Genomic DNA, 14,625 nt, shown 5'->3' with positions numbered 1-14,625 from the left:
CCGCCATGGTCCTCCGGCGGCCGGTTGCAGTTTTCCTCTGTCCCTCGGGCTCCTCCGCCGTCAGGGCTTGCTGATCCGGAACGTCACCTTGTGCTTTCCGGGCGCCAGCAGGCTGCGCGCTTTTCCGTCCGTGCCACGTTCGCTGACGGCGATGCCGTCGACGCTGGCTTCGGTGTAGTCGGCGGCGAGGACGAGCGTGCCGCTCGCGCCCTCGGGCACCGTGAGATTGTAGGTCACCTTGCCGCCATCGACCTTCCAGCCCGCCTCGATCCGGCCGGCGGCCGAGTCATGGTTGGCGGCGACCGGCGACAGCGCCGGGATGATCGTCGGCTCGAAGAAGATGTGCTTGAACGCCGGCAGGGCCGGATCGGGGCGGAAGCCCGCGACGCCTTCGAGCAGCCACTGGCACACTGCGCCATAAGCATAGTGGTTGTAGCTGTTCATCTGCGGGTCGAACGCCACGCCGTCCTCGTTGAGGGCGTTCCAGCGCTCCCAGATCGTCGTGGCGCCCATCTTCACCTGGAACAGCCAGCCGGGCAGTCCTTCCTGCAGGAACACCGAGCCGGCGAGCTCGGCCTCGCCGATCTTCACCAGCGCCGGCAGCAGCGCCGGAGTGCCGATGAAGCCGGTGCCGATCCGGCCATGGGCGCGCGCCACCGTCTCCTTGAAGTAGCCCTTGGCCGCCTCGTAGTGCTCGGGCGGGATCAGGTCCCACAAAAAGCCCAGCGCATAGGAGGTCTGGTCGTTGTAGCCGATACGGCCGGCGGCGGTCATGAACTCGCGCTGGAAGGCCTTCTTCACTTCGGCGGCGCGGTCGTTGAGGCGCTTCGCCTGTGCCTGGTCGCCGACCACCTCGGCCGCTTTGGCGGCGAGGTGTGAGGAAATGTAGAGGTAGATCGTCGCCGCGGCGTCGTCGCCGATGGTCGGGTAGGGCTTGGCGAAATCCCCCTGCGGCTGCAGCCAGTCGCCGAAGGTGAAGCCGCGCCCGCCCCAGCCGGCCGGCGGGCGGACGATCGGGCCATCGCTGATCGACCAGACGAAGTCGTTCCACTTGACCATCGCCGGCAGCGCTTCCTCGAGGATCGCGCGGTCGCCATAGTGGTTGTAGAGCGTCCACGGGATGACGGCGATCGCATCGCCCCAGCCGGTCGAGCCATAAAAGCCCGGCACCACGTCCTCATGGTTGCGCGTCGGATCCGGCACCACATGTGGGATGGCGCCATCCGGCCGCTGGTCGGCGATCAGATCGCGGACATACTTCACCAGCATGCCGTGGCTTTCGTGCAGGTAGCAGGCGGTGGGGGCGAACACCTGCGCATCGCCGGTCCAGCCCAGCCGCTCATCGCGCTGCGGGCAATCGGTCGGCACCTCGATGAAGTTGGAGCGCTGCGACCAGACGGTGTTCTCGACCAGCCGGTTGACCAGCGGATTGGCCGAGCTGAAATTCGCTGTGCGGGTGACCGCCGAGCTGATCGGGATCATCTCGATCTTGGTGATCGTCGCCTTGCCCTCGATGGCGACGCGGGCGAAGCGGAAGCCGAAGAAGCTGAAAGTCGGACGATAGCTTTCCGGCGCGCCGCCTTTCAGCACATATTCGACGCGAGCCTCGGCCGAGCGCATGCTTTCGCGATCGAACTCGCCGAGGTGGTTGGTGAGTTCGGCATGCTCGACGATGACCTTGGCGCCGGCCTCGCCTTCGACGGTGAAGGCGACGTAGCCACCGGCGTTCTGGCCGAAATCGTAGACCGTGCGCCCCTGAGCGTCGGCAAAGGATTTGACCACGGGCAGGGCCGGCAGTTCGTGCACGCCGGCCGTCTCGGCCGGCAGCAGCGTCGACTTGTCGAACCCGCCGAGCACGCTGGCGCCGCCGCTCACCGGCGCATTCTCGGCCCGGGCATCGTAATTTTCGCCATAGTAGATGCCGGACTTCATCACCGGTGCGAGGCCGCTCTGCCAGGTGCCGTCGGTGCCGACGATGAGCTCGCCATTGGCGCCGCGCAGTTCGGCGATGGCGCCGATCTTGTCGCCCCAGGTGTTGAACAGCTGGTTGCGCGGCCACATCATCCGCGAGCGGTACCAGCCGTCGCCCAGCCAGATGTCGATGGTGTTGTCGCCGTCCTTGAGCAGGGTGCTGACATCGTAAGTCTGGAAGCTGAGGCGGTCCCAGTAGCTGGTCCAACCCGGGGTCAGCAGGTCGTCGCCCACGCGCTTGCCGTTGATGAACGCACGGTAGAGGCCGAGAGCGCTGATCCTGAGCGTTGCGGCCCCGCCGCGGGAGGAGAGGTTGAAGGTCTTGCGCAGGAACGACGACTGGGTGCCGACGCCCTGATCGACGCTTGGGTGGATCATTTCGGCGACCCAGGCACCATGGCTGGATACGGCTTCACCTGCCCGGATGAGCATCGTCTCGTTCACTTTTGATCCTCCCAGGGACCTGTTGCGGTCCGTTCGGCGCCTGCGGCTGCCGTCGTCGTGTCACGTTCTACGTATACCGTTCTACACGACCAGTTCAAGCAGGATTCGCGCAAGAACCACCAAATCGACGCATGGGCCGCCAAATGCCCTCAAGAACCGCCAAAATCGCTCACGTTGTGTTGTGGAAAGCGGGTTGCTAGAAGGGGGGCGGTTCGGGGGAAACAGTGGCGCCAACAACGAAAACCGGCCGGGTCACCATCAAGACGGTTGCCGCCGATGCCGGGGTATCGGTGGCGGCAGTCTCGAAAGTGCTGCGCGACGCCTATGGCGTGAGCGATGCCCTGCGCGCCCGGGTGCAGGCTTCGATGGAGAAGCTGAACTACCGGCCGCATGCCGGCGCGCGCGCCATGCGCGGGCGCACCTATACGCTCGGCATCCTATTGCCGGACATGCGCAACCCGTTCTTCGCCGACATCCTCGCCGGGGTCAACGAGGCGCTGGATCGCACCCAGTACCAGACGATGATCGGCGTGAGCCGGTCGGCGGAGACCATCGAGATGTCGCTGATCGACTCGATGATCGATCGGCAGATGGACGGCCTGATCATGATCGGTCCCCGCATGCCGCCCGGAACGGCGGAAGCAGTGTCGACGCGCATCCCGACGGCAGTGGTCGGTTACCACGTGCCGGAACTGGCGACGCTCGATACGGCGAATAACGACGACGTTGCCGGCGCCGCCCAGGTCGTGCGCCACCTCGCGGCCAACGGCTATCGCCGGATCACCATGGTGACGCTGGCCGTTCCCACCAAGAACGTCGTGGTCACGGTGCAGCGCGAGCGCGGCTATCGCGAAGCGATGAAGGAACGCGGACTGGCGCAGCACATCAATATCGTGCCGGCCGATCAGACGGCGCGTGAGGTGCAGACGGTGGTTCGGCATCTGCTCGAATCCCGGCATCGGCCGGAGGCGCTGTTCTGCTGGACCGACATGGTGGCGCTGCATGCGCTGAGCGTCGCCAAGGACCTCGGGCTGTCGGTACCCGGTGACCTGGCCATCGTCGGCTACGACAACACCATCTATTGCGACCTGGCGCAGAACAGCCTGACCAGCGTCGATCAGTCCGGCCAGGTGCTGGGGCTGCAGGCGGCGCGCCTGTTGATCGAGCGGATCGACGGCCGCCAGCAGGGCGATCATTTCGTCGTCACGCCGCGGCTGGTGGTGCGCGGCAGTTCGCGGCCCCGCCCTTCGTAGTGCTTTTCTTTAGCTACCATTCCAGTCAAACATTGCCCGCCAACAAAACCAGATAGAGATCATGCCCTTTTTCGACCTGCCGCAGTCACAGCTCGATAGCTACCGTTCGAGCGCCGTCGCTCCCGCCGATTTCGACAGCTTCTGGGCCGAGACGCTTGAGCAATCGCGGGTCAAACCGCTTGAGGCAGTGTTCGAGCCGGTCGATACCGGGCTGAAACTGTTCGACGTCGCCGACGTCACCTTCTCGGGCTTTGGCGGTGACAGAGTGCGCGGCTGGTACATCAAGCCGGCGGGCGTCGCGCCGCGCGGCACTGTGGTGAAATTCATCGGCTATGGCGGTGGTCGCGGTCTGCCCCAGGAGCACCTGTTGTGGCCGGCCACCGGCCGCGCTGTGCTGGTGATGGATACACGCGGGCAGGGCAGTTCGTGGTCGCGCGGCGATACCCCGGATCCGGCCGGCTCGTTCCCCGCGCACCCGGGCTTCATGACCCGCGGCATCAACGACCCCCGCGACTACTATTATCGCCGCGTCTACACCGACGGCGTGCGTGCCGTCGAAACCGTGCTCGGCCGCGCCGAGACCGATCCGTCCAAGCTCGCGGTCGTCGGCGGCAGCCAGGGCGGCGGCATTTCGATCGCCGTCGCCGGGCTCGAATCCAGGGTGAAGGCAGCGATGCCGGACGTGCCGTTCCTGTGTGATTTCCCGCGCGCCGTCGGCCTCACCACCCGAGACCCCTACGGCGAAATCGTCCGCTTTCTCGCCACGCATCGCGAGAAGGCGGCCGCCGCCTACAGCACCATCAACTATTTCGACGGCGTGCACTTCTCGGCGCGCTCCAAGGCGGCGGCGCTGTTCTCGGTGGCGTTGATGGACGATGTCTGCCCGCCCTCGACCGTCTATGGCGCCTACAACGCCTGGGCCGGTCCGAAGACCATCGAGAGCTACACCTTCAACAACCACGAAGGCGGCGGTACCTGGCAGGAGCGGCGGCAGGTCGCCTGGCTCGACGAGACCCTGCCGTGACCGCCCTGACGCTCGACTACGCCGACCGGGACGGAGCCATCGCCCGTCGCCGGTGGGCGCTGTCGCGCGTGCTGATCTACGCAGCGCTGGCGCTGTTCGGGCTGACCTATGCACTGCCGGCGCTGCTGGTGCTGTCCAATTCGTTCCGCGACGGCGAGGAAGTGTTCCGCAACGGCATCATCGCGATTCCGGAGAGCTTCTCGTTCGACAACTACCTGCGCGCCTGGAACGACGCCTGTGTCAGCGGCATGTGCCGGGGGCTCGGGCCGAACTTCCTCAACTCGCTGATCATCACCGTGCCGGCGACCATCGCCACCGCCATCATCGGGGCGCTGAACGGCTACGTGCTGAGCAAATGGAAGTTCCCCGGCTCCGAGTTCATTTTCGTGATGATCTTTCTCGGCATCTTCCTGCCCAGCCAGATCGCGCTTTTGCCCTGGGCCTGGATCATCGGGCAACTCGGCCTGCAGAACAATGTGCTGGGCCTGCTGCTCATCCACACGGTGATGGGCATTTCGTTCGCCACCCTGTTCTTCCGCAACTTCTACGCCAGCGTTCCCAACGAGATCGTCAAGGCAGCGCAGGTCGACGGCGCCGGGTTCTGGCGCATCTTCGTGCGCGTCATGCTGCCGCTCTCGGGACCGATCATTGCGGTGACGGTGATCTGGCAGTTCACCCAGATCTGGAACGAATACCTCTACGGCATGGTGTTCACTTCGGGAACGCAACAGCCGATCACCGTGGCGATCATGGGAGTGCGCGCCGGCGGCTCGGCCGCGACGGTGATGATGGCGATCGTGCCGCCGCTGCTGGTGTATCTGATCGGCGGCAAGTATTTTGTCCGCGGACTCACCCAAGGGGCACTGAAGTAGGCATGACGACCAGGAACTACGTGATCGACGAGATGATCTCGGCCAAGGCGATCGCGGCTCGGGTAGAGGCGCTCGCCAAGGAGATCTCGAACCACTATGCCGGCACCGACAAGCTGGTGGTAGTGGGGTTGCTGCGCGGCTCGTTCATCTTCATTGCCGACCTGGTGCGTGAGCTCGACCTGCCGGTGGAAGTCGATTTCCTCGAGGTCTCGAGCTACGGCAACTCCACGGAGTCGAGCCGCGAGGTGCGCATCCTCAAGGATCTGCGCGGCGAGATCGAAGGCCGCGACGTGCTGGTGGTCGAGGACATCGTCGACACCGGCTACACGCTCAAGCACGTGCTGGAAATCCTCGCGACCCGCCACCCCAAGCGCATCGAAGTTTGCGCGTTGCTCGACAAGCCGTCGCGGCGCGAAACCAGTGTCAAGGCGCGCTGGATCGGCTTCGAGATACCCGACAAGTTCGTCGTCGGTTACGGGATCGACTACGCGCAGCGCAACCGCAACCTCGATCACATCGGTGCCGTACGGTTCACCGACTGAGGGAAGGCCGGGGGAGGCCGAGGGCGGCGGAGGAGGGGACATGGATCGTACGCTGCTCACGGCGGTAGTCGACCGCATCATGCCGGCCGACCGGGACGGCGGCGCCGTTGCCTTCGGCGCGCTCGATTACCTCGATGGCATCCTTCCCGCCCAGCCGAAGCTGGGCGCTGCCATCGCTGCCGGCCTCGCGCGGCTGCCTGCCGATTTCGCCGCTCTCCCCGAGGCCGAGCGGGATGCGACGCTCGCCGGCCTCGATGATGCCGGCTGGTTCCGCGAACTCTGCGAACTGGTAGCCGAGGGTGTCTATGCCGATCCCGGCAACGGCGGCAACCCGGACGCCCTGTCGTGGCGGATGGTTGGCTACGAGCACGGGCTGCCGGAGGGACCGACAGGTCCCGCCCGGCGCGACGGGCAGGCGCCATCGCCGTTCTCCGGCACGCTCGACTATGACGTGATCATCGTGGGAGCTGGCGCCGGTGGTGGCGTGGCCGCCGGTGTGCTCGCCGAGGCCGGCAAGTACGTGCTGCTGCTCGAGCGCGGGCTTGAACGCGTCTATGCCGATAGCGGCCATCGCGATCACCTGCGCAATCACCGTCTGGCGCTTTACGGCCACAACACCGGTCCAGAACTCGACGGCAACCCGCGGGTGCTGGCGGGGCCGGATGGTGTCGAGCGGGTGCTCCGCCCGCACGAGAACGGCTATCAGAACCTTGCCGCCGCCGTGGGCAGCGGCACGCTGGTCTATGGCGCCCAGGCCTGGCGCTTCCATCGGGCCGACTTCCGCATGGCGAGCCTCTACGGTGTTCCGGAGGGCTCATCCCTCATCGATTGGCCGATCGGTTACGATGATCTCGCACCCTGGTACGAACGCGCCGAGTGGGAGATCGGCGTCTCCGGCGAGGGCGCCGCCCATAGTCACGAAGGCCTGCGCACTCGCGACTATCCGATGCCGCCGCTACCGGACAGTCCGGCCCGCTCGGTGCTGAGGCGCGGCGCCGCCGCCCTCGGCATCACCACGACCCGCCCGCCGCTTGCCATCAACAGCCAGCCGCGCCACGGCCGCGACGGCTGCATCGGCTGCGGCAGCTGCGTCGGCTTCCCGTGTCCGAGCGACGCCAAGAACGGCACCCAGAACACCATGATCAGGAGAGCCCTCGCCACTGGCCGCTGCCATCTGGTCACCGGCGCCATGGTACTGCGCGTGGACACCGACAGCGCCGGGGTCGTCACCGGTGTTCGCTTCGCTGACAGCACCGGCGCGGAGCATTCCGTGCGAGGCAAGGTAGTAGTGCTGGCCGGCGGCGCGATCGAGACCGCGCGCCTGCTGCTCAACTCGCCCTCGGCGCGCGAACCGGATGGTCTGGGCAACAAGCACGACCTCGTCGGCCGGAACCTGCAGGGGCACGTCTATGCCGTCGCCTACGGTCAGTTCGACGAGACGGTGCATGCCTCGCGCGGGCCGGGCGTGAGCATCGCCACCACCGCCTACAATCACGGCAACCCCGGCATCGTTGGCGGCGGCATGCTGGCCGACGATTTCGTCCAGCCGCCGATCATCTTCTGGAAGAACGTACTGCCGCCAGGGCAGCGGCGCTGGGGGCAGGGCGCCAAGGATTTCATGCGCGATCAGTTTCACCGCGTGTTGCGCGTCGCGGGGCCGGTGCACGAGATCCCCAATGCCGAGGCACGGGTGCGAGTCGCTCCCGGGGTACGGGACAAATGGGGGCTGCCGGTCGCGATGCTGTCAGGCGCGGTGCACGCCGAAACCATCCGGACGGCCCATTACATGCACGGCAAGGCGCTCGGCTGGCTTCGCGCTTCTGGGGCGCTTGCTACCTGGGGCATCGCACCCAATCCCGGACTATCGGGTGGCCAGCATCAGGCCGGCACCTGCCGTATGGGCACCGATCCATCCAACTCGGTGACCGACGCCTTCGGTCGCGTCTGGGGACACGACAACCTGTTCGTCTCGGACGGCGGCCTGCACCCGACCAATGGCGGCTTCAACCCGGTGCTGACTATCATGGCGCTGGCCTTCCGCAATGCCGAACATCTGGCCAGTTCAATGTAGCCGGTCCGGATCGCTCCGGACCGGCTGGACGTCGCTCACCGGCAAACGTAGCGACGTCCGTTGCTGGCCCGATAAGTACCGGTTTCCGGGTCGAAGCTGCGGTACTTGCGACTGCAGTAATCGAGCCAGCGTTCGTATTCGATATCGTAGCGATCGCGCCTGCTGCGTTCCTGCTCGGCCGAGCCGGCGATGATGGCGCCGAGGGTGAGGCCGATAATGCCCGCGCCGATCGCCGCGCCGATATCGTCGTCGTTCTTCTTCTTGTCCGGGCGGCCGCCCCAATGGTCGCGCTCGCACCGCTCACGCTCGCGCCGGTTGTCGATGGCGCTGCAACTGGCCCAGCGCTGGTCTTCGGCCTGGGCGAGATGGATACGGCTGTCGGCCGGCGACTGCGCCAGGGCGGGCGAAATCGCGGGTAGGGCAATTGAGGCCGCCATCATGACGGCAGTCAGGGTTCTGGCGATGGCCATTTCAAGATTCCTCGGGGATAGGGAGTGGGCAGCTGGGGTGGCCGCGAGCCGCCCTGGGGACCGACGGAATGGGTGACAGATCCGTCGATCCCATGTCGTCGATCAGAAGCGGAAGTTGAGGCCCGCCTTGACCGCATGACTGGTCAGGTCGTCGGTGCGGTGGATGTTGCCGTTAAGGGTCGAGTCGACGTCGTTGAAGCGCGTCTGGGTGTACTCGACCCGCGCTGACAGGCCGTTGCCAAAGCTCTGCTCGAGTCCGGCGCCCCACAGCAGGCCGCCGACCCACTTGTCGTCGGAGATGACGTTGTTGCCGGCATCGAGCCGCGCCACCGAATAGCCGGCAGTGCCGTAGACCAGCGTGCCGCCCAGGGCGAGACCTCCGCGGACCTTGGCGGCGCCGCTCCAGTTCTGCTCGAGCTCGCCGCTGCCGACGCCGTGGACGATGCCGCGGGCATAGCTGCCCTCGAGTTCGGCGCCGATCACCGCCGGGCCAAGCTGCATGGTGTAGCCGGCCTGCACGCCGCCCAACAGGCTCGAGTCCTTGAAGATGTTGATGGCGGATGCCTTGGGCGCGAGACCGCCATGGATACCGGCGTAAAAGCCGGTCCATTCCGAGGCCGGCGCCGGTGCGAAGGGCTCGCTCCAGCGGCCGTCCTGCGCGTCGGCCGCAGTCGCCGGCAGGACGCCAAGCAGCAGGATGGCAACGAGGCCAGGGATAGAAAGCTTCGAGAACATGGGAACTCCGCGAACAACGGGCCCCGCAACCAGGGAGGTGGCTGCCGGGCAGTGAGGATGCGCCGGCATGCACCTTGCAACCGGACTGCAGAGGTCATTCGGTGACCTCGCGGTCATTCACTGACCGCGTTCGCCATTTTCAACGTTGGGATTGCGCGAGCATTGCGCGGCGGCGAAATCGCTACGGCGCGGCTGCGACGGGCAGTTCGACGCGGAAACACACGCCGCCGAGATGGCTCGGCAGCACCGAGATGTTGCCGCTATGCTGGCGCACCACTTCGCGCACCAGGTTCAGCCCGAGCCCAGCGCCGCGGTCGAGCGGGCGGATGCGGTAGAAGGGCTCGAAGATCTTCTCGCGATGTTCCGGCGCAATGCCCGGTCCGCTGTCATGCACCTCGAAAGTGCCGTTGCCGGCGATCTCGATCTCGATGGTTCCGTTGTTGCCGCCGTGCACCACCGCATTCTGCGTCAGGTTCGCCAGCAACCGCTCGATGGCGCCGCGATCGCCCAGCACCCAGGCAGACGGGGCGGGTGCCCTGAGCGAGATGTCGTAACCGGCGGAGATGGCTAGCGGTGCATGATCGGCGACCACGCGCTCGGCCAGCGGCACCAGGTCGATCGGCTGGAAGTCGATCTGCGATTGCGCCAGCCGCTGCAGGTCGAGCAACTGCTCGGCCATGGCCGCCAGTCTCGCCGTGTCGGTGAGCAACCGGGTTCGCTCCGGGCCGGTGTCGAGATTCTCCACCCGGGTCTGCAGAATGGCGATCGGCGTCTTCAACTCATGCGCCGCGTCGGCGAGGAAGCGGCGATGCCGTTCATAGCCTTCGTCGAGGCGAGTCAAGGCTTCGTTCATTGCCGTCACCAGGCCGCGGACCTCGTAGGGCACCTTGTCGAGCGGCAGGCGTGTGCCGTGCTTGTCGAAGTTGATGCTGCGAGCCTGCTCCTCGGCGGCGTCCAGCCCGCGCATCACCTTGCGGACGATCAACGGGATGGCGATCACCGTCGCGATGATCAGCATCAGCAGCAACGGCAGGATGAAGATGTTGCCGACCAGGATCGCAGCGAAGATCGTGCTGACAAAGCCGCCGCCGCCCGCCAGCACGTAGAGTTTGCCAATCGGTGTATCGTCGCCGTGGAATGAGGCGGCGAGGTCGTTCTCTGCGCCGGAGTCGCGAATATCGACGAACCACAGCCGGTTCAGGCTCGATGCCATCTCGCTATATGCGGCCGGCACCGGACCATCCTCGAATGAGTGCCCCTGGTCATCCGTGACAATCATCCAGACCGTGGGGGACTCGGCGCGATAGCGCTCGAGCTCCGCATTGGGGCCGATCACCAGTTCGCCATTGGGTCCGCGCTGCATGGCGGCGGCGACCGCCTCGGCAAGCGAGCTGTCGACGATCCGCTCACCCGGATTGAGCTGCATGATGAGGATGGTGAGGATGGCGGAAGCCAGCGACAGCGTGACGGTCTGCAGCAGCACCAGACGCCAGGCCAGGCGTCGGCGCAGCGAGTGGGGACGCCAGAACTTCATGCTACCGCCTTGATCAGGTAGCCGACACCGCGGATGCCGTGGATCTCGACCCCGCCTTGGCGTCCGCGAGCTTGCGCCTGAGCCGCGAGATATGGGCATCGAGCGAGTTCGACTGGATCTCGTCACCGTAGCCATAGACCGCGTCTTCGAGTGAGGCGCGCAGCACCGTGCGCCCGGCGCGTCGCAGCAGGCATTCGAGCACCAGCAGTTCGCGCCGCGGCAGCTCGATGGAGGTCTCGCCGATCCGCGCCTCGCGACTATCGAGATCGAATGACAGCGCGCCCAATTGCACCGACGCCGGCGCAACCTGGACCGGTCGCCGCAACACGGCGCGCAGCCGCGCCAGCAGTTCCTCCACCGCAAACGGTTTCGGTAGATAGTCGTCGGCGCCCGTATCGAGCCCTTCGATCTTGTCGGCGATCGAGCCGCGGGCCGAGATGATGATCACCGGCACGCCAGCGTGGCGCTTGCGCAGCAGCGGCACCAGATCGATGCCATCGCCGTCCGGGAGCTTCCGATCCAGCAGCACCGCGTCGTGTGCATGGCTGAGGATCGCTTCCTCGGCGATGACCTTGGTGCGCGCATGGTCGACGACCATGTCATAGCGCAGCAATACGGCGCTCAGCGCCGCGGCCATCTCCGGCTCGTCTTCGACAAGTAGCAGTCGCATCCAGGAATCCCCGCGCCACGATCTGCCATATGCAGCGTGCATTGCGCCAGGATTGCGCCGGAGCTGGCCGGGGCGGGGGCAGCCGAGTTGTCCCCCGGGGGGGGGTGACTAACCTACTAGTTATTCGAGCCATTTTCGGGCTGCGTTTGGCCGTTTCGACGCTCGCAGACTCTGTTACTGTCGTTGCGGGAGCGCTCGGAGGTTCCGGAGCTTTCCCGCGAAAAAGTGGAGAAGCATGATGGCCGAGACACAGACTTCTACGCCTTCCGATCTTCCCGCCGGACTGCGCGCCATGCTTGGCGACAACTGGTGGCTGCTGCTGTTGCGCGGCATTGCCGCCATCGCCTTCGGCGTGCTGGCCATCTTCTGGCCCGCCATCACGCTTATCTCGCTGACGCTGCTATGGGGCGCCTACACGCTCATCGACGGCGTCTTCGCTCTGTGGGCCGCGATCTCGGGCCGCGCCAACTCCCCGGCCATGGGGCCGCGCTGGTGGATGGCGATCAGCGGCGTCGTCAGCATTCTCGCCGGTCTTGCTGCCTTCTTCTGGCCTGGCATGACCGCATTCATCCTTCTCATCTTTATCGGAGTGTGGGCGATCATCATTGGCGTGCTGACCATCTGGGGCGCTATCCAGGCCCGCAAGGAGATCGAAGGCGAGTGGGTGCTCGGCCTGTTCGGCGCGCTCAGCATCCTGTTCGGCCTGCTGCTGCTGTTCCAGCCGGGGGCAGGGGCGCTGTCGCTGATCTGGACGATCGCCGGCTACTCGATCTTTGCCGGCGTGCTGCTGATCATGCTGGCCTTCCGGGTGCGCAAGTTCAAACGCCCGGCCTGACTGGAACCACGCCGCGTAAGCCACGTTGGAAGGGCACGGTGAAAGCGCCCTCAAGAACGCGAAGCCATTGATCAATGCCCCGGATCGTTGCGCGACCGGGGCATTTTCTTGTGCGACGGTCGGAGGGGCAGGGCGCAGATGACGGGCGTTCCGAGCTGTCGTCGAAACGCCCGCCAACCCCGTCAGTGTGTGGACGCAAGATCAGGGCGGCGGCCTGATAGCGGATCGTTCCTGCAATTTCGCTGACAAAGCCGGGACAGTTGCCGTGCGGCTGCCGCGGGTGGCCCGGCGATGCTGTCCTGCCAGATCCACGCGATCGTGCCGCTACGGCTGGACAGGTCCCTGGCCGGCGCCGGTCTTGACGATGAGCGTAGCGATCGCGTCGAGGTCTTCGCCGTCGAGCTCGATCGTCGCCGCGTCAATCCAGCCGTCGACCTGCGCCGGTGAGCGGGCGCCGACAATAGCAGCGCTGAGCCCCGGCCAGGCCAGCACCCAGGTGAGGGCGATCGTCGAGATCGAGGTGCCGTGCTTGTCGGCAACCGGCTTCAATGCCGTCGCGAGGGCAAGGTTGCGATCGAGCCGCTCGCCGCTGAACTCGGGGTTGGTTTTCCGCCAGTCATTGTCGGCAAGTGTCGCGGCGCGCTCCCGGGTGAAGCTGCCGGTGAGCAGACCCGCCTGCATCGGGCTGTAGCAGATGACGCCCGTGCCATGGGCCGCGCACCAGGGCAGGATTTCCTCCGCTGTCTCACGCTTGATCATCGAGAACGGCGGCTGCAGCGTTTCCACGTGGCCCATCGCCTCGGCGCGCGCCAGCTGCTCGGCATTGTGGTTGGACAACCCGATATGCCGGACCTTGCCCTCGGCCTTCAGCTCAAGCATCGTCGCCCAATAGTCCTCGAGCGGCACGTCGTCGGCCGGCCAGTGCACCTGGTAGAGGTCGATCGCCTCGACCTGCAGGCGGCGGAGGGAGTTCTCGAGCTCGTTGCGCAGGCTCTCCCGGTTGGCAAGGCGACGCGGGTTCTGCCCGTTGACGTCGCGGATCACCCCACCCTTGGTGAAGACGAACGGCCGCCGGTCGCTCGGCAACGCCTTGAGCGTCTTGCCGATCACTTCTTCGGAGTGCCCGACGCCATAGGCCGCCGCGGTATCAATCCAGTTGATGCCCAGGTCGATGGCGTGGCGGATGGCGGCGTCGGAATCGGCGTCGTCCTGCGGTCCCCACATATTGCCGCCCATGGCCCAGGCGCCAACGCCGAGGCGGGTGATTTCCATGCCGGTCTTGCCGAAGGCGCGGGTGGGCAGCGACGTCTTCATCTTCTTCCTCCATCTGCTTGGTAACTGCCATACCAGCATCTCCTCCCGGATCGGACAACCCAGCCTTGCGACCAATGTCCCGATCGCGACCGCATGCGTGGCCGACAATACATTGTCCCCCTAGATCCCGCTTGCGCCGAACCGTAACGTACGGTACGGTCCGCGCCATTGATATCGGGCGTCGGGTTCGCTGAGTGCGGATCGGGGCCCGCAGGGACTTGGGTGTCGTGGTGGTTGCCGTTGCCAACAACGAAGAGGTGTTCACGCCGCGCCAGCAGCAAGTGCTGACGGCGGCGCTGGATCTGCTCGTCGAGCAGGGTGACCGGCTGACCATGACCTCGGTGGCGCGCCGCGCCTCGTGCTCCAAGGAGACGCTCTACAAGTGGTTCGGCGACCGTGATGGGCTGCTCACCGCTACGGTGCAGTGGCAGGCGGCCAAGGTGAAGGCGCCGCAGGTCGATCGCTGGCGGCTTGACTCCGCCTCGCTGCGCCAGAGCATCGAACAGTTCGCCCGCGACCTCCTGGGCACCATCGTCGGCGACGTGTCGGTGACCCTCAACCGCCTCGCCATCGGCCATGCCGGCGCCGAGAAGCACGGGCTCGGCGCCATCGTCCTCGAGAACGGTCCGCTCGCCATCCGCAAGCGCCTGAAGCCGGTGCTGGAAGCGGGCAGGGAAGCGCGGCTGTTGCGCTTCGATAGCTCCGAGGAGGCTTATCGCAGCTTCTTCGGTCTGGTGGTGCGCGACGCGCAGATCCGCCTGCTGCTGGGCGAAACCTTCACCCCTACCGAAGCCGAGATCGCACGCGACGCGGCCCGGGCGACGGAACAGTTTCTTGCCATCTACGCGGTTCACCAGACCGCGTGACCTCAATCGGGCGCAACCGCCCAA

At 66.2% G+C, this 14,625-nt stretch carries 12 protein-coding genes and 1 pseudogene; 7 read left to right on the top strand and 6 right to left on the bottom strand.

The window, feature by feature from the left end:
• Positions 1 to 60 precede the first annotated feature (60 nt).
• Positions 61 to 2,403, bottom strand: coding sequence for a family 78 glycoside hydrolase catalytic domain (locus AC1ROK_RS10965; RefSeq protein WP_492847379.1), 2,343 nt, complete (start codon positions 2,401 to 2,403; stop codon positions 61 to 63).
• Between the two features lie 236 nt (positions 2,404 to 2,639).
• Here AC1ROK_RS10965 and AC1ROK_RS10960 point away from each other — a divergent pair, with 236 nt between their 5' ends.
• From AC1ROK_RS10960 to AC1ROK_RS10940, 5 genes are all read left to right on the top strand, one after another.
• On the top strand, positions 2,640 to 3,668 hold the full coding sequence (locus tag AC1ROK_RS10960; RefSeq protein WP_492846728.1) for a LacI family DNA-binding transcriptional regulator: 1,029 nt from the start codon (positions 2,640 to 2,642) through the stop codon (positions 3,666 to 3,668).
• 61 nt (positions 3,669 to 3,729) lie between these two features.
• Positions 3,730 to 4,692 carry an acetylxylan esterase gene (locus AC1ROK_RS10955; protein ID WP_492846726.1) on the top strand — a complete coding sequence of 321 codons (963 nt, stop codon included), beginning with the start codon at positions 3,730 to 3,732 and terminating at the stop codon, positions 4,690 to 4,692.
• The gene (locus AC1ROK_RS10950) at positions 4,689 to 5,564 is read left to right on the top strand and encodes a carbohydrate ABC transporter permease (RefSeq protein ID WP_492846724.1); all 876 of its coding nucleotides are present in this window, start codon (positions 4,689 to 4,691) and stop codon (positions 5,562 to 5,564) included. The genes AC1ROK_RS10955 and AC1ROK_RS10950 overlap by 4 nt, the downstream gene beginning before the upstream one ends.
• A 2-nt stretch (positions 5,565 to 5,566) precedes the next feature.
• Positions 5,567 to 6,106, top strand: a complete 540-nt coding sequence (gene hpt, locus AC1ROK_RS10945; protein ID WP_055878403.1) for a hypoxanthine phosphoribosyltransferase — start codon at positions 5,567 to 5,569, stop codon at positions 6,104 to 6,106.
• A gap of 40 nt (positions 6,107 to 6,146) precedes the next feature.
• Positions 6,147 to 8,177 (top strand): GMC family oxidoreductase, encoded by a 2,031-nt coding sequence (locus AC1ROK_RS10940; protein ID WP_492846721.1) that lies wholly within the window; start codon positions 6,147 to 6,149, stop codon positions 8,175 to 8,177.
• Positions 8,178 to 8,212: 35 nt separating this feature from the next.
• On the opposite strand, the gene AC1ROK_RS10935 is transcribed toward AC1ROK_RS10940, so the two are convergent.
• The 4 genes and pseudogenes from AC1ROK_RS10935 to AC1ROK_RS10920 all read right to left on the bottom strand — a co-directional run bounded on the left by AC1ROK_RS10935 (position 8,213) and on the right by AC1ROK_RS10920 (position 11,586).
• Entirely contained in the window at positions 8,213 to 8,647 is a 435-nt protein-coding gene (locus AC1ROK_RS10935; RefSeq protein ID WP_492846719.1) for a BA14K family protein, read from the bottom strand.
• Between the two features lie 102 nt (positions 8,648 to 8,749).
• A complete protein-coding gene (locus AC1ROK_RS10930; protein ID WP_492846717.1) occupies positions 8,750 to 9,382 on the bottom strand; it encodes an outer membrane protein in 633 nt (210 codons plus the stop codon).
• A gap of 181 nt (positions 9,383 to 9,563) precedes the next feature.
• Entirely contained in the window at positions 9,564 to 10,916 is a 1,353-nt protein-coding gene (locus tag AC1ROK_RS10925; protein ID WP_492846715.1) for a sensor histidine kinase, read from the bottom strand.
• Positions 10,913 to 11,586, bottom strand: a pseudogene (locus AC1ROK_RS10920) (response regulator transcription factor). Before AC1ROK_RS10920 ends, AC1ROK_RS10925 begins: the two are co-directional and overlap by 4 nt.
• Positions 11,587 to 11,824: 238 nt before the next feature.
• Between AC1ROK_RS10920 and AC1ROK_RS10915 the strand changes: the two are divergent.
• Positions 11,825 to 12,421 carry an HdeD family acid-resistance protein gene (locus AC1ROK_RS10915; RefSeq protein WP_492846713.1) on the top strand — a complete coding sequence of 199 codons (597 nt, stop codon included), beginning with the start codon at positions 11,825 to 11,827 and terminating at the stop codon, positions 12,419 to 12,421.
• A 324-nt stretch (positions 12,422 to 12,745) separates the two neighbouring features.
• Here the strand turns inward: AC1ROK_RS10915 and AC1ROK_RS10910 are convergent, their stop codons facing one another.
• Positions 12,746 to 13,735, bottom strand: a complete 990-nt coding sequence (locus AC1ROK_RS10910) for an aldo/keto reductase (protein ID WP_492846711.1) — start codon at positions 13,733 to 13,735, stop codon at positions 12,746 to 12,748.
• 227 nt (positions 13,736 to 13,962) lie between these two features.
• Between AC1ROK_RS10910 and AC1ROK_RS10905 the strand changes: the two genes are divergently transcribed.
• Positions 13,963 to 14,601 carry a TetR/AcrR family transcriptional regulator C-terminal domain-containing protein gene (locus AC1ROK_RS10905; protein WP_492846709.1) on the top strand — a complete coding sequence of 213 codons (639 nt, stop codon included), beginning with the start codon at positions 13,963 to 13,965 and terminating at the stop codon, positions 14,599 to 14,601.
• Positions 14,602 to 14,625: the final 24 nt, after the last annotated feature.

It is taken from the genome of Devosia sp. GW821-FHT12F11, from assembly GCF_058806655.1.
The sequence above is the reverse complement of the archived record's forward strand: the minus strand, read 5'-3'. Positions and strand labels throughout refer to the sequence as shown.